Raw genomic sequence first — 18,473 nt, 5'->3', positions numbered from 1 at the left:
TTTGAAAGTAATAAGAAATGAGAGGCCTTTAATTATACAGACACTCGGAAGAGCATGACCCCTGAAAAACAAAAGCCGGATTCTAAGTCCGGCTTTTGTCTTTGTTAAGAAAGTCCTGAAATTTCGTCCAGTGACTTTTCAATATCGTTTAAAAAGCGATTATTACCACTGGGGTTAACCAATGAAGTTCCGAATTCATACCAGAGGCCATCGCCCACATTAATGTAATTACCGGGGCGTTCCGGGGTTTTTTGCGTGGCTTTTTCTGCGAGAAATTCGCCCGCGTAAATGAGCTTTAAAACCGGATTTAACGTATCCCAACGAACCTCATTAGACTTTTCGGTATTATCAATCTGAAGATTCATCTTTACCGTTCGCTTCGAGAAAAAGACATTCATTTCAACCTGAATGGATTTGTCTTTTAGCTTTTTCAGGTAGATTAGTTTAAGTGGAGCTTCGAGTTTAGCGGTTTCATAAATCGCCTGAATTAACTCCTGCGACAAATACTCCCAGGCTTCCCGGTTTTTAGGCTTCCCCAGCACCGGCTCCTGATCTTTATATTCCAGACTAAGCCAGAACTGATTTTCTGCTTCGTTGGCTAGGCGATTACTTTTATAGAACTCTGTTTTTGCTCCAAGCGAGCGAATTTCATTGGTCCAGACGGGCAGAAGGGTGCCTTCCCAGGCGAAATCGTCGCTTCCGGTAAATCCTTCTCCCCAGATTTCATCTTCTGTCAAATCTTCCCGATCGATATACTCAATCTGAAAGTTGACTTGCAATTCATCAGCCCGATTGATAGTCGCCCGGATGGAGTATTTGTGGGAATAAGGAGCCGGAATGAGTTCGGCTGTCTGGTAATTAATCTCGATGGATCGTAAAGGAGTTTCCATAAACGCATTTCTAAAGGGGAAAAATAATGAATAGTTTTCAGTTTATACCCTTTATGGTGTGCTTTTAGCTAATAAAAGCCGAATCAAATACAAGTAGTTGATCGTTTCTAATGGATAGCTGGTTAATTGATAGTCAACGTTTTAGGGTCGAACGATCTATTATTAAATCATTATAAGAACTTACGTGCTTTTCATGGACACTTAGCAAAGCAAGTATAAGATTTCTCCCTTCGTTTGAGAAGGTAAACTAGAGTATTGTTAATATAGAGGGCTGCCAGCTTTTTTGCTGGCAGCGGTAATGGCGTCCGTTGTTAGTCGCCTTTGCCACGCTTAGCGTCGCAGACGCTTTTTTCAGTCGCGAACGAACAGTGGCTGAACAATTACGATCTCATCTCCTCTGTCATCCAGAGCAAAGGAACTTGCTTACGTTTCCTTCTACTCTCCATCAGGAAAGGTTATCCTAAATAAGGTCTCTCCCTTCCTCTGAGAGGACAGGTGGGTAATAGTAAAAAGAAAAGCCGCACTAGCGTGGATGCACAGGCGTGCCACAACACCCCATTTGTCATTCAGAGCGAAGCGAAGGACTTTACTGGAATGACAGGTGAGTTCATTACTGGCAAATGCGTTTGTTAGGGCCGTTAGTCCTGGCAACGCTAAACATCGCTTCGTCCGAGGTGATGGAAACGAAAGCTCTAACACTCCGGTTCAGTTGAGCGACGCTGGTTTTTTTATCAATTTTATTGCTGGGCGTATGCATAAACTGAGAAATAAAATGAATGCTGCGAGGATTTTTATAAGTTGGCAAGACGCTTTTCAGGTGTTCTAAAAACCTGTTGATCTGACCGGAAACCTGGGTTTCGCCTTCAATGACTAACGCTAACTGCTGGCCTAATGTCTCATTGGGAAAGCCCCAGGTAAAATACCGCTTACCTGGAAAGTGTTCGTGCATGATCGGTTCCAGCAAACGATCTACTTCTTCCAGTTGAATCTTGACGCCCCCAGAGTTAATAATATTATCGGCTCGGCCCAGAATTCGAAAACGGCTTTCTCCCAGCATCTCCGCCACGTCGTTTGTTTGGATACGTTCGTGATTGGATGCGGCTGCGGTAATGTGCAGACAGCCCCGCTCGTCCAGCCCTAATTCCACGCCGGGGAGAGCCTGAAAATAATCCGTTTTTCCCGGCCCGTTTAACCGTTGAACCGCAATGTGCGAAACCGTCTCGGTCATGCCATAGGTCGCATATACGGGTGAGGATAACGCGTTCAGGTTTTCCTGTAAGCTTGATGATACGGCGGCTCCACCCAAAATAATCGCCTTCATTTTTTGCAAAGCGGGCAAATGCTGTTCGGGATTTTCAAGCAGCTTCTGTAGCTGAAGCGGAACGAGTGCCACGAAATCAATGCCGTTCAGATACGGCGATAACGCAGACGTAGGCTCGATTACCACCAATTCCAGACCAATCTCGAGGGCACGAACCAACATCATCATTCCGGCGATGTACTCCACATTTAGGCAACACAAAGCCCGGTCGCCTTTTTGAAGCTGAAACGTATCGGCGGTCAGTTGGGCCGACGCTTGCATCTGGCTTCGCGTTAATTCGATGGCTTTGGGAATACCCGTCGACCCGGACGTATGGATGGTAAACATGGATTGTCCGGCGAGCCATTGTTCACAAAAACCAATGACTTTTTCTTCGTATGACGTGTGAGGAATGGGCAGCGGCTGATCCCGATGAATGACTATCATTCCTGATTCGTAGTTTTGAGAAATGCAGAGCGGAATAACGTCCAGTTAATTTGACTAATGAATTTTCCATTGAAAAAACGATTCTCCCGGAAATGACCTTCCTGCTGAAATCCGTATTGCGTAAGCACTGCGGCGGAGGCTATGTTTTCAGGATCAGTAATGGCCTCAATCGTGTGTAGATGCATCGTTTCAAATCCGTATCGAATTACTTGGTTTAATGCTTCCCGAATGATGCCTTTCCGATGGAAATTGCCGTGAAGCATATAGCCCACTTCAGCCCTGAAATGCTCAGGATACAGATTCACGAATCCGATGAATCCGAGCAGAGCCGGGTTCTCTCGAAGAGAAATTCCCCAAATGATGGATTTCTGCTCTTGTGTACGCTGATTCATTTGCTCAATCAGAACCAGAGCATCGTTGCTCGATAGAGCAAGGGGCCGTGGAATGTATTTCATCAACTCAGGATTAGATCGGAGCGAAAACATATCTTCCGTATCGTCAGGCGTGAGCTGTCGTAAGACTAATCGGTCAGTGGTTAATACGGGGAAAGGATCGAATGAGTAGGGCATAGGATTAAAAAGAAGAACGACTCAAAGATACCTCTGAGCCGTTCCTTATGACGTTAATAGGAGTGAATTTACTGGGAAAAAGAACCAATTAAGCCTTATCAACTGCCGCAATAGCCCGTTCTTCGCCATTGACCCAGACATTCAGAGCATCGCCTTCACGGTTTTCAACAGTAACTCCTCCATCGGCACTTACCTTAATATCCAGTAAGTTATCCCGGAAGCGAATGTTGAAGGAATATCCCTGCCATTGCTGCGGACACGTGGGTGACAAATGCAACTGCCCGTCTTTGATCCGTAGACCACCAAAACCTTTCACAATACTCATCCAGGTTCCGGCCATAGAGGTAATGTGCAGCCCGTCTTCGGTATCATTATTGTAATCGTCCAGATCGAGACGGCTGGTGCGGAGATACATCTCGTACGCTTTCTCGGGTCTGTTTAAACCCGAAGCCAGAATGCCGTGAACACAGGGAGATAACGATGATTCGTGAACGGTGCGGGGTTCGTAATAATCGTAATTCCGGCGAATCACCTCTTCTGAAAATTCTTCCTCGAAAAAGTAAAGCCCCTGTAAGACATCCGCCTGCTTAATGAAAGGCGAACGCAAAATCCGGTCCCAGGACCATTTCTGGTTCAGCGGTCGATCTTCTGGACGTAAATCGCTGACGAGAATGTTTTCCTTGTCCAGGTAATTGTCCTGCTGGAGGAAAATACCCAACTCTTCCGAGGCTGGGTAATGCATTTGATCGATAATTTGCTGGAAACGAGCGAACTCTGTTTCTTCGGCGAGGTAAAGTTGCTGAACCAGGGCTTGGTAACGTTCGCCATTGGTTGACTTCAATTCTTCCGCTACCTCCAGCACATACCGAAGACACCAGCAAGCGATGTAGTTCGTGTACCAGTTGTTATTAACGTTGTTTTCGTATTCATTTGGTCCCGTAACACCCAGCATGACAAACTTCTGCCGCTCTTCCGACCAGGTAATGCGTTGCGACCAGAAACGGGCAATGCCCAGTAGGACTTCAAAGCCATACTCGCCCAGATAAGCCCGATCACCCGTGTAACGCACGTAATCGTGGATAGCGTAGGCGATGGCTCCGTTCCGGTGAATTTCCTCGAACGTAATTTCCCATTCGTTATGGCACTCTTCCCCATTCATGGTAACCATCGGGTAAAGAGCAGCTCCGTCCTTAAATCCAAGTTTCTCGGCATTCTCAATTGCTTTGCCCAGTTGCTTCCAACGGTAAATCAACAAGTTACGAGCTACTTTGGGCTCAGCCGTAGAAAGATAAAAAGGAATGCAATAGGCTTCGGTATCCCAATAGGTTACTCCGCCGTATTTTTCGCCAGTAAAGCCTTTCGGACCGATGTTTAAACGATCGTCTTCGCCCGTGTACGTCTGACTTAACTGGAAGAGATTGAAACGGATGGCCTGCTGGGCTGCTACATCGCCTTCAATCACAATATCCATGTGCTGCCATTTCTGATCCCAGGCCTGAATTTGCTCTTTCAGCAAAGCTTCATACCCTTTATCAGACATTTTCTGCAGGTAATTCTTGGCTACGGATAATAACTCTTCGCGGCTATGATTCTGGTCGCTGATGTTACAAGCGTATTTTACCAGGGCAATTTCTTCGCCAGCAATCACGTCTAACTGAATGCGGCTACTCACGTAACGATCCTGCTTGACGGGTAATGCCTTGAAATGGAAAGGAGCTCCGTCGCGGTATAGATCAAATTTTTGACCCGTAACGACTTCAAACTGAGGAACGTTATAAGGGTTAGGAATCGTGGTTAAATGCAGATACCCTTCCGCAAAACCCGTTTCGCGATGAATTTCCTGCCAGAATTTCTGATCATAATTCGAATCCCGGTTGGAAATTGTACCGTCGATGTAAGGAATGATCGTAAGTTTTCCATCGAAGTTAAGCGGCTTGATGCAGTAACGAATAACGGCCCCCTCGTCATACGTAAGCGAGCAGAAGCGTTTTGCCGTAACCCCAACCTGTTTGCCGGAAGGTAACATGGCCACAAAAGAACGACTGAGCCAGCCTTCTTTCATGTTCAGGGTTCGCTGAAAATGATGCACCTGGCAGTTCGCCAAATCCAGCTTTTCGTCTTCCAGTTCAATCTGAACGCCGAGCCAGTTGGCGGCATTGATTACCTTGGCGAAGTAATTAGGGTACCCGTTTTTCCACCAGCTACGCGAGTTTTATCGGGAAAATAAACGCCGGCAACGTAGTTACCCTGGAGCGTTTTTCCCGAGTATCCTTCTTCGAAATTACCCCGTTGGCCCATTCGCCCATTGCCAATCGACATGATGGATTCGGTGATTTCATTGTATTCGGGATGAAAGCCCTCTTCAATGATGCACCATTCGTCGTGTGTTAGATAATTTTTCATCCGAGTTTTTCATAAATCAGCCTTAAGCGACTGATTTTGTATGTTTAATGGTCATAAAGTCAATCTAGCAAGAGAGGCAAGCTTATTGCCAGCCTAATAGTTCATCGCTGAGTTTGGATAAACTAGTTTCCGTAAAGGACGAAATCACAATATCGGCTTCGGTAAGTACCTCCGCTGAACCCACCCCCACGGCTTTCATGCCTCCGCGATGGGCCGCTTCAATGCCCGCTACTGCGTCTTCAAAGACGACACAGTCGGCAGGAGGCAGGTTGAAAGCTTTGGCTCCCAGCAAGAACACTTCGGGATCAGGCTTGCTTTTGGTGATGTGCGTACCGTCGATAATGACGTCGAAGGAGTCAACCATACCGATTTGTTCCAGAATGAGTCGGGCGTTTTTACTGGCCGAACCCAAACCAATGCCAATGTCGGCCTTGCGAAGTGATTCCAGAAAGTCTTTCACTCCGGGTAATATTTCGTCGGGAGTCATTTGATGAATGTATTCGAGATACCATTCATTCTTTTGAGTCGCCCATTTATTTTTTTCTTCGTCCGATAAGGTAACGCCGCCCCAACCCAAAATTAATTCCAGCGATTCCATGCGGGAAACGCCTTTGAGTTGTTCGTTTTGATGTTCAGTAAAATCAAAACCCAGTTCATTGGCCATGCGTCTCCAGGCTTTGTAATGGTAAATGGCCGTATCGACAATCACTCCATCCAGATCAAAAAGGCAAGCTTTCAAAGTAGTCAAAATTTTGGTTTTCAGATTAGTGTAATTCCAGCACCAGCGAAGACCAGGGTGATAATTGTATTTGTTTGAATGAAGGAAGCGAGGCTCCTGTCATTACATTTCTAGCAGAGGTTACCCCGTTTAGCAGTTCGCTGAAACGATCCGTTTGAACGGTTCTGGCATCTTTGGTAGGGTTCAGTAAAACCATTACTTTCCCTTGAGAATCGTGCCTAAAATAAGCATAGATTCCGTCCTGTGGCAAAAAGTGAGTCAATTTTCCGGTTTGCAGGGCTGTGGATTGCTGCCGGTAACGGGCAAGGGTTCGAACGAAGGAATACGCTTCATTCTCAGTTGACGTTCGACCTTCAGCCGTGAATTTACTCGAGGGGTCATTGGGAAAGCCCCCCGGAAAATCCTTACGAACTTCCGCGTCAGATGGATTTTTGAAATTCTTCATAAGAATCTCGGTGCCGTAGTAAAGTTGTGGGATGCCTCGCGTGGTGAGCAAAAAAGTTATGCCCATTTTATACTTGTTCAAATCTTCCCCAATCACCGAAAAATACCGATCTAAATCGTGGTTATCCAGAAAGATAAGGTTACGAAAAGCGTCGTCATAGAGGATATCCTGCCCCAGAATCTCGTACCAACGGTTATTCGACTGATTGAGGGATTCATTGGTGGCAAAATACAACTGAAAATCAATGGCTCCGGGCAGATTACTCTTCCAGGGAACGTTCAGTTTATTTTTTGCAAAATAAGCCTGATTGGGCACATTATTCACCCAGCTTTCTCCGCAGATGTACAAATTGGGATGCTCGTCCAGCAGACGCTGGTTGAGCGTATTCATGAATTCCAGGTTATTGTAGAAATAGGTATCCACCCGCCAGGCGTCAATGCCAAAATATTCAACCGTCCATAACGCATGCTGAATCAGAAAATTAGCAACGAATGGGTTTTTATGATTCCAGTCGGGCAGGAAGGAGGTAAACCAGCCATCCTGACTGATTTTTCGATCCTGTTCAGAGGCATAGGGATCAACAACGGGCTGATCTTTGTACGTCGTATTCTGATACTGGGGCCATTGATTAAGCCAGTCTTTAGCGGGTAAATCCCGAACAATCCAGTGCCGATTTCCAACGTGATTGTACACCGCATCCTGCATGATTTTCAAGCCTTTGGCATGAGCGGACTGAATTAGTTTCAGGTAAGCTTCATTCCCGCCCAGGCGTTTGTCCACGTTATAATGATCGGTAAATGCATAACCGTGGTACGCGGAACGCTTCGTGCCGCCTTCATCCGTTAACGCCTGATCGTTTTCAATAACGGGATTGAGCCAAAGCGTGGTTACGCCTAAGTCCCTGAAGTAATCGAGGTGTTTGGTAATGCCCTGTAAATCCCCGCCGTGCCTCAGAAAAGGACTAGTGCGGTCGGATTGCGTATCTGCCATATCCGAAAAACGATCATTCGTCGGATCGCCGTTTGCGAAGCGGTCGGGGAGCAGGAGATAGACAAAGTCTTTGGAACTTACCGTCTGCGGTTTCGCGGTTCGGGCTTTCAGTTCGTAAGGATGGTAATGGTTATTTCCCGACCGCCATTGATTACCGTTGCGTTTTGTCTTTTTTCGGTAAGGGGAAAAATTTTAGTGCATTGTAACTGAACCGTGCCGGGTTTGGCAGCGGCAGCAATGGTTAAATCAACCAGTATATAATTGGAATTATCAACGGTTTGTACCCGCTCGACAAAGACACCGGGATAATTAACCTTTACCTTCGTTCCTTTCAGATTAGGACCGTGCATCAGCAATTGTAACTGCTGATTTTTCATCCCCACAAACCAGTTAGTAGGGTTAATATGATCTACTTTAAGTCCCTGAGCTTCTGCAAAATAAGCCAGGCAGAAGAGAAGGCAGGTCAGTACGATCCATCGATGGGCAAGTCGGTGCATGTAAGATAGTGCTAAGCTTGGGGGTAAATGTAAGGTATACGTAAGGTAATTCTTTAGCGAATAAATATTAATTTAATTAGATATAATATATTTTTAAGGCGAAAATCAGTGTTAAAGATTGATATTTTCAAGAATGCTACCGAAATATAAGTCTAAAGCCGCATTTAATTACAGGATTTTAAAACACAGTAGATTCTGCATTGTTAATGAATTTTACGATACTTAACGAATCAATCGGAAAAACACGGACTGTTCAGAAGTTTGCGTTAGTTTTTCCTGCCAGTACCCTTTAAACTTCCCTGATAACCACATGTCTAGCACCTCACCCAATCATAAGTTACTTATTTACCAATTGACCATTCGTTTATTCGGTAATAAAAATAAGCAGGTAAAGCCCTGGGGCTCCCTGAAGGAAAACGGCACCGGAACCTTTAGTGACGTAAACGAAACGGCTTTAAAAAGCCTCAAGAAATTTGGCATTACCCACGTCTGGACTATGGGCGTTATTGAACACGCCACCATGGAGGATTTCTCAGAGCTGGGCATTCCGAAAGATCATCCAGCGGTGATCAAGGGTCGGGCGGGTTCGCCTTATGCCATTAAAGATTATTACGACGTAAACCCTTTTTTAGCTGAGAACCCAACCCATCGCATGGCCGAATTTGAGGCAATGGTCGAACGGGTTCATAAGCAGAAGCTGAAATTAATCATTGATTTCGTGCCCAATCACGTTGCTCGTCAGTATCATTCTGACGTGAAACCTACGGGCGTTCTGGATTTGGGCGAAGGCGATTTATCGGGCGTAGCTTTTTCTCCCGAAAACAATTTTTATTACCTGCCCGGCGAGGAATTTATCATTCCCGAAGGCGTACACGTACCCGTTGAATCAGTACAGCCTTACCATGAGTACCCCGCCAAAGCGACGGGTGATGACGTATTTTCTTCCCGTCCGAACATTAATCACTGGTATGAAACCACGAAGCTGAATTATGGCGTGGATTACCTGAAAAATCGGGCTACGCATTTTGATCCTATTCCCAACACCTGGTTCAAGATGCGGGATATTCTGCTGTTTTGGGCCAGCAAGGGCGTCGATGGTTTCCGTTGCGATATGGCCGAAATGGTTCCGGTGGAGTTCTGGGGCTGGTGTATTCCGCAAGTGAAGGCCAAATATACCGTTGATTTCATCGCCGAAATCTATAATCCGGCTCAGTATCATAACTACATCTTCAACGGAAAATTTGATTACCTCTACGACAAAGTAGGACTTTACGATACCTTGAGAGCGTTGATGGAAGGCCGGGGAAATGTGGCGGATATTACCAGAATCTGGCAACAGGAATCGGGGGATATCGATCAGCACATGTTACGGTTTCTGGAAAACCACGACGAACAACGTATTGCCAGTGAGTTTTTTGCTCGAAACCCTAACTATGCGATTCCGGCCTGGGTGGTAAGTGCTACGATGGGACGGGGGCCACTGATGTTGTTCTTCGGCCAGGAAGTAGGCGAGCCCGCGGCGGACGCGGAGGGCTTTCAGACGAAAGACGGAAGAACGACGATTTTGACTGGTGGGCCGTTCCTCAATGGCAAAAGTTGATGAACGAAGGTAAATTTGATGGAGGTCAGTTAAACGCCGAAGAAAAGCAGTTGTATGATTTCTACGCGGCCGTTAATAAGCTCTGTCAAAAATCGGAAGCCGTTCAGACGGGTCATTTTTATGATTTACAATACGTCAATAACTGGGGGCAATCGCCGGGTTATGATGACGTGCATATGTACAGTTACCTTCGTTACACGGAAAATCAGATTCTATTGTTCGTAACCAACTTCCATCGGGAAGAATCCCGGACGGCGGAAGTTCGCATTCCCCAACACTTCTGGACATTAGTCGGGCTGAACCCGGAAGGAAATTATCAATACAAAGACCTACTGCTGGCGAAAAAAGTAAAGGGGTCATTCCGGGCTACGGAAAGCATTTCAATACAAATTCCGGCCAATGGTGTGTTCGTTTTCGAAATTACCCCCCAATAAAAACCTGCGGTATGACCCATACTTCCGTTGTGAACCGACCCCGATTATCGTTCTGGCAAATCTGGAACATGAGCTTTGGATTTATGGGCATACAGTTTGGCCTGGGGTTGCAGAATGCCAATACCAGCCGCATTTTTTCCACGCTGGGAGCGAATGCCGATGAAATTCCCATCCTCTGGATTGCGGCACCAATCACGGGAATGCTCGTACAACCCGTGATTGGTTACCTGAGTGATCGCACTTGGCATACGACCTGGGGTCGTCGGCGACCTTTTTTCTTTCTGGGTTCGGTATTGGCTTCGCTTGCTCTGATTCTGATGCCCAATTCCTCGGAGTTGTGGATGGCAGGAACCGTGCTGTGGCTCATGGACGCCTCCATTAATATTTCTATGGAACCCTTTCGGGCTTTTGTGGGCGACTTGTTACCTTCCGAACAACGCACGGCGGGGTTTGCCATGCAAAGCTTTTTTATTGGGGTTGGAGCCGTCATAGCCTCGGCTTTACCAGCCATTCTCTCGGCCTTTGGTGTCAGTAATACCGCCGATGTTGGCAAAATCCCGGATGCCGTGCGATGGTCTTATTACATCGGGGCGGCGGTCTTTTTTGTCTGCGTTTTATATACGGTATTAACTTCCAGAGAATATCCGCCGGAAGATTTGGAAGCCTTTCGTCGGGAACACGCCCGCGTTCGATTATCCGACGTTTTCAGAGAAGCGTATTCGGGTTTATTTCAAATGCCGAAGGTGATGAAACAACTGGCAGCCGTGCAGTTTTTTACCTGGTTCGGGCTGTTCTGTATGTGGATTTTCATGACGAACGCGGTTACTCAGCACCTATACGGAACAACCGATACCCAATCCAAACTCTATAACGAAGGGGCTGATTTTGTGGGTATTGCAATGGCCATGTATAACGGTGTTGCGGCTTTATTTGCCTTATTCTTACCCTACATGGCGAGTAAGCTGGGCCGAAAAGTCACGCACCTGCTGTGTTTGTCGGCAGGAGGCTTAGGCTTGATTTCGATTTACTTTATAGAAGACCCTAATCTGGTTCTGCTGTCTATGACGGGCGTAGGCATTGCCTGGACGAGTATTCTCTCCATTCCTTACGCGATGCTGGCGGGAAGCTTACCCGCGATCGGATGGGGTTCTTTATGGGAGTCTTCAATTTTTTCATTGTATTACCACAGGTGGTCGCCAGTTTAGGTTTAGCCGCTCTGGCCCGTTTTTTGGGTTTGCAACCCATTCAGGTAATCGTTATGGGCGGCGTTTTACTGATGATAGCGGGTTTGTTATCGCTGAGAATTAGCGATGAAGAAAATCTGAAACCAAAACTTCCGTCGTAAGTTCTTTAAGAACGGAACTTTCAGAAAGCTTTCTGGCTTCTTGAACCTGCTTACATCTAAATCATCACATGATTACATTCTGGAAAACTGCTGTCCTGGGCTTACTGGTGCTGACGTTGAATTCTTTTTCGAAAGATGAAGAACTCATTACCCAGAAACTCCATATTCCTAAAGGAGTAACGGCAGGAGAAACCGCTGGCCGCATCGCTCTGAGTTTTCAGAATACTCCTTACGTAGCTCGAACGCTGGAACTGCCGGGAGAGGAGAAGCTAGTTATCAATCTTCATGAACTGGATTGCACTACTTTCGTAGAAAACGTGCTGGCTTTCACACGTTCGGTTCAAACGGATCGCCTAACTATAGAACAGTTCCAGAAAAACCTGGCCCACTATCGGTATTACCAGGGGCAGGTGAATGGGTACGGAAGTCGGTTACACTATTTTTCTTCGTTTCTACAACAACTCCAAACCTACGGTGAAGCGAAGTTGATGGCCGAAGAATGGGGCGGAGAAGCGTATCATAAACCCATTCATTTCATGACCCAGCATCGCAATTTGTACGTGCAGTTGGCGGATGAAAAGGCATTTAAACTCGTAGAAAAAATTGAAAATGAGTTAAATGCAGTGAACAACTATTATATTCCGAAAAATAAGATCGCTGTCCTTGAGTCCAAAATGCAGACGGGTGATGTCATTGGCATTACAACGGCTAAAGCTGGACTGGATGTGTCTCACGAAGGTTTTGCTTACCGGAGAAATGGACGCATTCATTTATTACATGCTTCGACGGATCAAAAGAAAGTGGTTGTTTCTTCGGAACCACTGGCGGATTATCTCGCTCGCCATCGAGACCAGACGGGTATTATTGTAGCCCGATTAAGTTACTGATTGACAGAACCTCATCCTCCGGGTAGACCTATACACTCAAGCTTACATGATGAATAAACAGTCAGGAAGACCGCAGGACAAGCGAACGGCAATTCTGGAAGCCACGCTGGATCTGATTTCTAAAAACGGATTTCATGCCACGCCCATGAGTATGGTGGCAAAACACGCCAATGTAGCCGCCGGAACGATTTACCATTATTTTGAGAGTAAAGAACAGCTCATCGACGAACTTTTTGCGATGTACCGGGAGAAAATTGCTCTGGTCATTGCGGAGTCGGATGATGCTCAGAAGCCGTATAAAGATCGTTTCCGAGGCGTTTTTCTAGGCTTGTATGAATATTACGTCACTAATCCCGATCAATTTTTATTCATTGAGCATTACGCCAATTCTCCCATCATGACTAAAGATTCCAAGGAGGATGTATTCAACTTTTATACACCCCTCTGGGAGTTTTTAAGAAGAGGAATCCATACGGGCCAACTCAAAGATATCTCTTCAAAACTGATGGCCTGGATGGTGTACGGTAACATAACCGCCGTAGTGAAAATGAAACTCTCTGGCGATTTATCGGTGAACATCATGCTTCTTAATACGGCGGTGAACACGGTTTGGGATGGGTTGAAGAAGTAATTTGTTTTTAGTTGTTAGTTAGGGGTTGTTGGGAAGGTTAAGAGTATTAAGCTAGGAACAAGATGGAACCTCGCACCAGCGTTATCCTTAAGAAACATCACTTGCCAGTAATGAAGTTACCAGTCAATCCAGTAAGCTTCTTCGCTTCGCTCTGAATGACAGGTGGGCCTATAACTATTATAATTAACACGTATAAAAAGGATGCAGGGCTCACCAGTTGGCGAGCCCTGCATCCTTTTATACTAACACAATAAGATTACTTGATCTTACCTGCTTTTTCCCATTCCAAAGCCAGTTTGATTGCATTATAGGCATTTACTTCGCCACCAGAGTTAGACAAATCTCCGAAAGGTACCTGACCTTCACCGCCGGGTAAGTTTACCTGTTGGGTAGGAAATTTAGTCGCTGATTCCACCAATAATTGCTTTAACTGAGCCGCCGAAATTTTAGGGAAATAAGATTTCACTAAAGCTGCCACGCCTGCTGCTACGGGAGAGGCCATCGAGGTACCGTCCAGCTCTTCGTATTTTGAACCGGGGACTGTCGAGTAAATCGCAACACCGGGAGAGAAGAGGTCCACGCCTTTTTTGCCGTAGTTCGAGAAGCTGGCTACCTTATTAGCTTCGTGGCTGATGGCACCTACTTCCAGCCAGTTCGCTGGTTCACCGCCTGCTTTCAGCTTACGGTTGGGGTAGTTGGGTTCTACGTCCGTATTCAGCGATTCGTTACCTGCTGCGTGAACTAACAGAACATTCTTCGATTCTGCATACTTAACCGCCTCATCAACGGCCTCTTTTTGAGGAGAATACGCTTTTCCGAAAGACATATTGATAATCTGAGCACCGTTGTCTACGGCGTAACGAATGGCATTAGCTACGTCTTTGTCACGTTCGTCTCCATCAGGAACCGCCCGCACGACCATGATTTTTACGTTATCAGCTACCCCTTTCATACCCAGGTTATTGGAACGGTCGGCTCCAATGATACCCGCTACGTGCGTACCGTGGCGAGCGTCAGGTCCGATTACGTCATTATTACCGTAGTTATGATCTTTGGTATCTTCGGGGTTATCGCCAATGATCGTCTGCCGTTCGTTGAAATCGGGGTTTAACTGAACCTCGGCTTCTGTTTTGTAATGATCATACGCTTCCTGAAGGTCTTTTTCGCTATAACCCATCTGATAGCCGCGTTCATAAGCCGCAATGGCTTTCTTCACTGCACTATCTACCGTTGATTTATCGATCTTGGCAATGTCATCAGCCGTAAAGTTATCCTTCTTCAGATAGCCTTTCAGAACGTTACCCGCGTCTTTGTAAGTCTTCAGCAGGTTGTCGATCATCGGAAGCATCATCCGTGATTCCTGAGCTTTTTCGTTATAGGCAATTTTTAATTCCTGATAATACGTAAAAGCCTCCTTCTGGTCAGCCGGAATGTCGGCTTCGGTTTTATCGCCAAATAGCTTTTTATACTTTCCGTATTCCCGGGTTAATTCCAGACTTTCCTTATCAATGTTTTGTCCGTTTTTATTACCCAAAAAGCTCCAGCCATTTACATCATCCACGTAGCCGTTATGATCGTCATCTTTTCCGTTCCCCGCAACTTCCTTGGGATTGGTCCAGATTTTAGACTTTAAGTCTTCATGATTGACATCAATACCCGAGTCAATAACTCCGACAATCACGGGGCTGGACTTCCGTTTTTTCAGTAACTCATAGGCTTTCTCCGTACTAACTCCACGAACTTTATCCGCGTCATAATCTAAATTAAACCAGTTGGCGGGAGCTTTCAGTTGTACGGGTTCCGTAACGGGGGCCTGAGATTGAGCCGTTGCCAGGTGAGCAGCCAGAATGGCTACCGGAATGAACCATTTACGCATATGTATTCGTGTTGATAAAATGTTCGATCAATAGAACCCCATTCAGATCCAGAAAAATCCAGGGGATACTTCCTAAATAGTGTTAAAAGTAAAAGGTTAAGCTATTGGATTAATTGGCTTCTAAGCATCTGCATTCCTAAACTTGCGGTTTCCTGAATGTAAGTAACGTTTTTTCGGCGAGAAACTTTTGGTGATTGCGGATCAATTACGAAAACAGGTACACTGGAGAAAACATAATCCACTAAACCAGCCGCCGGATACACTTGCAGAGATGTCCCTACGACTACAAAAATATCCGCTTCTTCGCACATGGGAATCGCTTCTATCATCGCTGGAACCTCCTCCCCAAACCAGACAATGTGCGGACGTAACTGACTGCCTGCTTCGCACAAATCTCCCGTCTTCAGTTCCCAACCATCCAGCTCATAAATTAACTCAGGATTGTGGGTGGACCGAACTTTGAAAAGCTCTCCGTGCAGATGCAATACCTTTTTACTGCCCGCTCGTTCATGCAGGTTATCAACGTTTTGAGTAATGATTTGTACGTCAAAATGTTCCTGTAGATCCGCCAGAATCCGGTGGGCTTCGTTGGGCTCTGCCGTGAGGGCCTGTTTTCTTCGCTGGTTATAAAAATCCAGTACAAGTTCAGGGTTTCGAAGCCAGGCCTCTGGTGTGGCGACGTCTTCAATCCGGTAATTTTCCCAAAGTCCGTCCGAATCCCGGAAGGTTTTGATACCGCTCTCCGCCGAAATTCCGGCACCACTTAAAACGACCAGCTTTTTCATAGGATCAAAGCTTATTGCTTATAACCACTGCTGCCAGCACATAGGAGCTGGCAGCAGGAATGGTAAATCATAAAGTTACTTCTTAGCCGTAGACGCCTTCTTACGCGTAGCAGGCTTTTTCTCGGCTGCCGGAGCGGCGGTTTCGCCACCCAGTTCCAGGCATTGCTCAAGGGTTAACGTAGCCGGGTCAGTACCTTTTGGAATTTTAACGTTCCGTTTTCCAATCTGAATGTAAGGGCCATACTGACCATTCAGTACCTTCACCGTCGCGTTTTCAGGGAATTCTTTAATAACCTTGTTCGCTTCCGCCGTTCGCTTATTCTGGATAATCGTAATGGCTTCTTCCAGCGTTACCGTCTCCAGGCTGATGCCACGGGTGAGGGAATAGAATTTACCACTGTGCTTTACGTAAGGACCAAAACGACCTTTGCCTTTGGTAACGGGCTGACCCTCAAATTCGCCAATGGCATCGGAAGCTTCCGCCGCCCGGCGTTCCTGAATGACTGCGATGGCTCGTTCTTCGTCAATGGTATAAGGATCGTCGCCTTCGCTGAGGTTATAGTACTTCTCATCAAATTTGATGTAAGGACCAAGTTTCCCAATGTTAACAAGTAGCTCTTTCCCTTCCAATTCACCCACTACGCGGGGTAACTTGAATAACTCGATGGCTTCTTCCAGGGTAATACTTTCGAGTAACTTATCCTTGGGAAGAGGGGCGTATTGAGGTTTCTGATCTTCTTTGGAATCGCCCAACTGAGCAAAAGGACCGTATTTACCCAGCCGAACTGAGACGGTTTTTCCAGATTTAGGGTCAACGCCTAACTCACGGGCCGATTTTACGGAACTGCGTTCAGCACTTGAACTTTGCTCAATGGTTTGATGGAAAGATTTATAGAAGTTGTCAATCATGCTTTGCCACTGAATCTGGCCGTCGGCAATCTTGTCAAATTCTTCTTCAACCTCTGCCGTGAATTTAAAGTCAACGACATTATCAAAATTATCCACCAGAAAGTCATTCACAATCATACCGATGGTCGTTGGGAATAACTTGGCTTTTTCCGTGCCGTAATTTTCTTTATTGGTCTTGACGGTAATCTTCTGGTCTTTTAGCGTCAGCTCCTGAAAATTACGCTCCTTGCCGGGACGATCTTCCTTAACGACATATTCGCGTTTGATAATCGTGGAAATGGTCGGAGCGTAGGTAGAAGGACGACCAATGCCGCGTTCCTCCAGTTCCTTCACCAAACTTGCTTCCGTGAACCGAGCCGGTGGCCGCGTAAAGCGTTCGGTGGCTTTCAGCGTATCCAGATTCAGCATTTGACCGATGGTTAAAGGAGGAAGCATTCCTTTGCTTTCTTCATCCTCATCATCCTTCGACTCTAGATAAACCTTTAGGAAACCGTCAAATTTAATGACCTCGCCCTGAGCGACTAATTCTTCTGAAGTAGTAGAAATGCCAATAGTTGCAGTGGTACGCTCTAGTTGGGCATCGGCCATTTGTGAGGCGATTCCCCGTTTCCAGATTAATTCATAAAGGCGTTGTTCCTGACGGGTTTCGCCGGCAGATGGAACTGAAAAATCAGTCGGACGGATGGCTTCGTGAGCTTCCTGGGCCGAGTCGTTTTTGGTTTTGTAGCGTCGCTGTTGCGAGTATTTTTCACCAAATTGATCGGTAATTGAGGTTTTGGATTTCGCCAGAGCTTCCTCACTCAGGTTGGTCGAATCCGTACGCATATAACTGATCTTCCCTGCTTCGTACAGTTTCTGGGCGATCTGCATGGTTGAGGCCACCGAATAACCCAGCTTGCGGCTGGCTTCCTGCTGAAGAGTAGAAGTCGTAAACGGAGGAGCCGGCGATTTTTTAGCCGGTTTGGTTTCCATATTCCGAATGGTAAACGTAGCTCCGTTACATTTTTCGAGAAATGCCCGGGCCTGATCTTCCGTTTCGAAATTCTTGGGTAACTCCGCGTTCAGTACTTTTCCGCCTTCGAGTAAAAATTGGGCGGTCACTTTAAAGCTGGACTTGGTTTGGAACTGGTCGATGCTACGCTCACGCTCGACAACGAGGCGAACCGCCACCGACTGTACACGACCGGCTGAAAGGCCACGCTTTACTTTTTCCCACAGAACCGGCGATAACTCAAAACCAATCAGACGGTCTAGCACCCGGCGAGCCTGTTGGGCATTCACCAGATCAATGTTGATCGTTCTGGGGCTTTGAATCGCTTTTTGTATGGCAGTTTTAGTAATTTCCCGAAACACAATTCGCTTCGTAGTGTCGGGTAATCCTAAGGTTTCTTTCAGGTGCCAGGAAATGGCTTCTCCTTCACGGTCATCGTCAGTTGCCAGCCAAACTTCTTGCGAAGATTTTGCCAGTTGACGCAGTTCGTTGACCACTTTTATTTTTTCGGGAGAGACTTCGTACGTCGGTAAAAAGCCATTTTTGATGTCAATTGCAAGGCCTTTATCAGGTAAATCGCGGACGTGTCCAAAGCTCGATTTTACCTGAAAATCAGCCCCCAAGTAACCCTCAATGGTCTTTGCCTTCGCCGGAGACTCTACGATGACGAGGTTCTTCTTAGCCATATGTTTCGGTTATAGGTGTATGGGAAGCGTGTGCCAAAGTAAAGGACAA

At 46.3% G+C, this 18,473-nt stretch carries 17 protein-coding genes; 6 read left to right on the top strand and 11 right to left on the bottom strand.

Features of this window, described 5'->3' with window-relative positions; all coding sequences use genetic code 11:
• Positions 1-104: 104 nt before the first annotated feature.
• From BWI96_RS01045 to BWI96_RS22080, 8 genes are all read right to left on the bottom strand, one after another.
• Positions 105-890, bottom strand: coding sequence for a hypothetical protein (locus BWI96_RS01045; protein WP_106634847.1), 786 nt, complete (start codon positions 888-890; stop codon positions 105-107).
• Positions 891-1,500: 610 nt separating this feature from the next.
• Positions 1,501-2,637 carry an AMP-binding protein gene (locus BWI96_RS01040; RefSeq protein WP_106634846.1) on the bottom strand — a complete coding sequence of 379 codons (1,137 nt, stop codon included), beginning with the start codon at positions 2,635-2,637 and terminating at the stop codon, positions 1,501-1,503.
• On the bottom strand, positions 2,634-3,206 hold the full coding sequence (locus tag BWI96_RS01035; protein WP_106634845.1) for a GNAT family N-acetyltransferase: 573 nt from the start codon (positions 3,204-3,206) through the stop codon (positions 2,634-2,636). Before BWI96_RS01035 ends, BWI96_RS01040 begins: the two co-directional genes overlap by 4 nt.
• An 88-nt stretch (positions 3,207-3,294) precedes the next feature.
• Entirely contained in the window at positions 3,295-5,367 is a 2,073-nt protein-coding gene (locus BWI96_RS01030; RefSeq protein WP_369804048.1) for a family 65 glycosyl hydrolase domain-containing protein, read from the bottom strand.
• Positions 5,367-5,609: a hypothetical protein gene (locus BWI96_RS23085; RefSeq protein WP_369804033.1), complete on the bottom strand. Its 243-nt coding sequence runs from the start codon at positions 5,607-5,609 to the stop codon at positions 5,367-5,369. The genes BWI96_RS01030 and BWI96_RS23085 overlap by 1 nt, the downstream gene beginning before the upstream one ends.
• An 82-nt stretch (positions 5,610-5,691) precedes the next feature.
• Entirely contained in the window at positions 5,692-6,357 is a 666-nt protein-coding gene (gene pgmB, locus BWI96_RS01025; protein ID WP_106634844.1) for a beta-phosphoglucomutase, read from the bottom strand.
• Between the two features lie 16 nt (positions 6,358-6,373).
• On the bottom strand, positions 6,374-7,783 hold the full coding sequence (locus BWI96_RS01020) for an alpha-amylase family glycosyl hydrolase (protein ID WP_232793531.1): 1,410 nt from the start codon (positions 7,781-7,783) through the stop codon (positions 6,374-6,376).
• Between the two features lie 107 nt (positions 7,784-7,890).
• Positions 7,891-8,280 carry a cyclomaltodextrinase N-terminal domain-containing protein gene (locus tag BWI96_RS22080; RefSeq protein WP_232793530.1) on the bottom strand — a complete coding sequence of 130 codons (390 nt, stop codon included), beginning with the start codon at positions 8,278-8,280 and terminating at the stop codon, positions 7,891-7,893.
• Between the two features lie 310 nt (positions 8,281-8,590).
• Here BWI96_RS22080 and BWI96_RS01015 point away from each other — a divergent pair, with 310 nt between their 5' ends.
• The 6 genes from BWI96_RS01015 (at position 8,591) to BWI96_RS01000 (ending at position 13,177) form a co-directional block, all read left to right on the top strand.
• Positions 8,591-9,880, top strand: coding sequence for an alpha-amylase family protein (locus tag BWI96_RS01015; protein ID WP_232793529.1), 1,290 nt, complete (start codon positions 8,591-8,593; stop codon positions 9,878-9,880).
• The gene (locus tag BWI96_RS22075) at positions 9,880-10,314 is read left to right on the top strand and encodes an alpha amylase C-terminal domain-containing protein (protein ID WP_232793528.1); all 435 of its coding nucleotides are present in this window, start codon (positions 9,880-9,882) and stop codon (positions 10,312-10,314) included. Before BWI96_RS01015 ends, BWI96_RS22075 begins: the two co-directional genes overlap by 1 nt.
• Before the next feature lie 11 nt (positions 10,315-10,325).
• Positions 10,326-11,519 carry an MFS transporter gene (locus tag BWI96_RS01010; protein WP_369804032.1) on the top strand — a complete coding sequence of 398 codons (1,194 nt, stop codon included), beginning with the start codon at positions 10,326-10,328 and terminating at the stop codon, positions 11,517-11,519.
• On the top strand, positions 11,504-11,659 hold the full coding sequence (locus BWI96_RS23080) for a hypothetical protein (RefSeq protein ID WP_369804031.1): 156 nt from the start codon (positions 11,504-11,506) through the stop codon (positions 11,657-11,659). The genes BWI96_RS01010 and BWI96_RS23080 overlap by 16 nt, the downstream gene beginning before the upstream one ends.
• Before the next feature lie 68 nt (positions 11,660-11,727).
• Positions 11,728-12,546 carry an N-acetylmuramoyl-L-alanine amidase-like domain-containing protein gene (locus BWI96_RS01005; protein ID WP_106634843.1) on the top strand — a complete coding sequence of 273 codons (819 nt, stop codon included), beginning with the start codon at positions 11,728-11,730 and terminating at the stop codon, positions 12,544-12,546.
• A gap of 46 nt (positions 12,547-12,592) precedes the next feature.
• Positions 12,593-13,177 carry a TetR/AcrR family transcriptional regulator gene (locus BWI96_RS01000; protein ID WP_106634842.1) on the top strand — a complete coding sequence of 195 codons (585 nt, stop codon included), beginning with the start codon at positions 12,593-12,595 and terminating at the stop codon, positions 13,175-13,177.
• Positions 13,178-13,433: 256 nt separating this feature from the next.
• Here the strand turns inward: BWI96_RS01000 and BWI96_RS00995 are convergent, their stop codons facing one another.
• The 3 genes from BWI96_RS00995 to topA form a co-directional block, all read right to left on the bottom strand.
• A complete protein-coding gene (locus BWI96_RS00995; RefSeq protein WP_106634841.1) occupies positions 13,434-15,053 on the bottom strand; it encodes a S8 family peptidase in 1,620 nt (539 codons plus the stop codon).
• 101 nt (positions 15,054-15,154) lie between these two features.
• Positions 15,155-15,838 (bottom strand): NAD-dependent deacylase, encoded by a 684-nt coding sequence (locus tag BWI96_RS00990; RefSeq protein ID WP_106634840.1) that lies wholly within the window; start codon positions 15,836-15,838, stop codon positions 15,155-15,157.
• Positions 15,839-15,913: 75 nt separating this feature from the next.
• The gene (gene topA / locus BWI96_RS00985) at positions 15,914-18,424 is read right to left on the bottom strand and encodes a type I DNA topoisomerase (protein ID WP_106634839.1); all 2,511 of its coding nucleotides are present in this window, start codon (positions 18,422-18,424) and stop codon (positions 15,914-15,916) included.
• Between the last annotated feature and the right edge of the window lie 49 nt (positions 18,425-18,473).

The organism is Siphonobacter sp. SORGH_AS_0500, from assembly GCF_002838835.1.
Taxonomy (GTDB): Bacteria; Bacteroidota; Bacteroidia; order Cytophagales; family Spirosomataceae; genus Siphonobacter.
This window is presented reverse-complemented; position numbering and strand designations above follow the sequence as displayed.

Excerpts from the sequence above, each read along its gene's own strand:
- BWI96_RS01045 (WP_106634847.1), bottom strand. The coding sequence starts at position 890 with ATGGAAACTCCTTTACGATCCATCGAGATTAATTACCAGACAGCCGAA.
- topA (WP_106634839.1), bottom strand. The coding sequence starts at position 18,424 with ATGGCTAAGAAGAACCTCGTCATCGTAGAGTCTCCGGCGAAGGCAAAG.
- BWI96_RS23085 (WP_369804033.1), bottom strand. The coding sequence starts at position 5,609 with ATGAAAAATTATCTAACACACGACGAATGGTGCATCATTGAAGAGGGC.
- BWI96_RS22075 (WP_232793528.1), top strand. The coding sequence starts at position 9,880 with ATGAACGAAGGTAAATTTGATGGAGGTCAGTTAAACGCCGAAGAAAAG.
- BWI96_RS01020 (WP_232793531.1), bottom strand. The coding sequence starts at position 7,783 with ATGGCAGATACGCAATCCGACCGCACTAGTCCTTTTCTGAGGCACGGC.
- BWI96_RS01035 (WP_106634845.1), bottom strand. The coding sequence starts at position 3,206 with ATGCCCTACTCATTCGATCCTTTCCCCGTATTAACCACTGACCGATTA.
- BWI96_RS01000 (WP_106634842.1), top strand. The coding sequence starts at position 12,593 with ATGATGAATAAACAGTCAGGAAGACCGCAGGACAAGCGAACGGCAATT.
- BWI96_RS01040 (WP_106634846.1), bottom strand. The coding sequence starts at position 2,637 with ATGATAGTCATTCATCGGGATCAGCCGCTGCCCATTCCTCACACGTCA.
- BWI96_RS01015 (WP_232793529.1), top strand. The coding sequence starts at position 8,591 with ATGTCTAGCACCTCACCCAATCATAAGTTACTTATTTACCAATTGACC.
- BWI96_RS00990 (WP_106634840.1), bottom strand. The coding sequence starts at position 15,838 with ATGAAAAAGCTGGTCGTTTTAAGTGGTGCCGGAATTTCGGCGGAGAGC.
- BWI96_RS01005 (WP_106634843.1), top strand. The coding sequence starts at position 11,728 with ATGATTACATTCTGGAAAACTGCTGTCCTGGGCTTACTGGTGCTGACG.
- BWI96_RS22080 (WP_232793530.1), bottom strand. The coding sequence starts at position 8,280 with ATGCACCGACTTGCCCATCGATGGATCGTACTGACCTGCCTTCTCTTC.
- BWI96_RS00995 (WP_106634841.1), bottom strand. The coding sequence starts at position 15,053 with ATGCGTAAATGGTTCATTCCGGTAGCCATTCTGGCTGCTCACCTGGCA.
- BWI96_RS01010 (WP_369804032.1), top strand. The coding sequence starts at position 10,326 with ATGACCCATACTTCCGTTGTGAACCGACCCCGATTATCGTTCTGGCAA.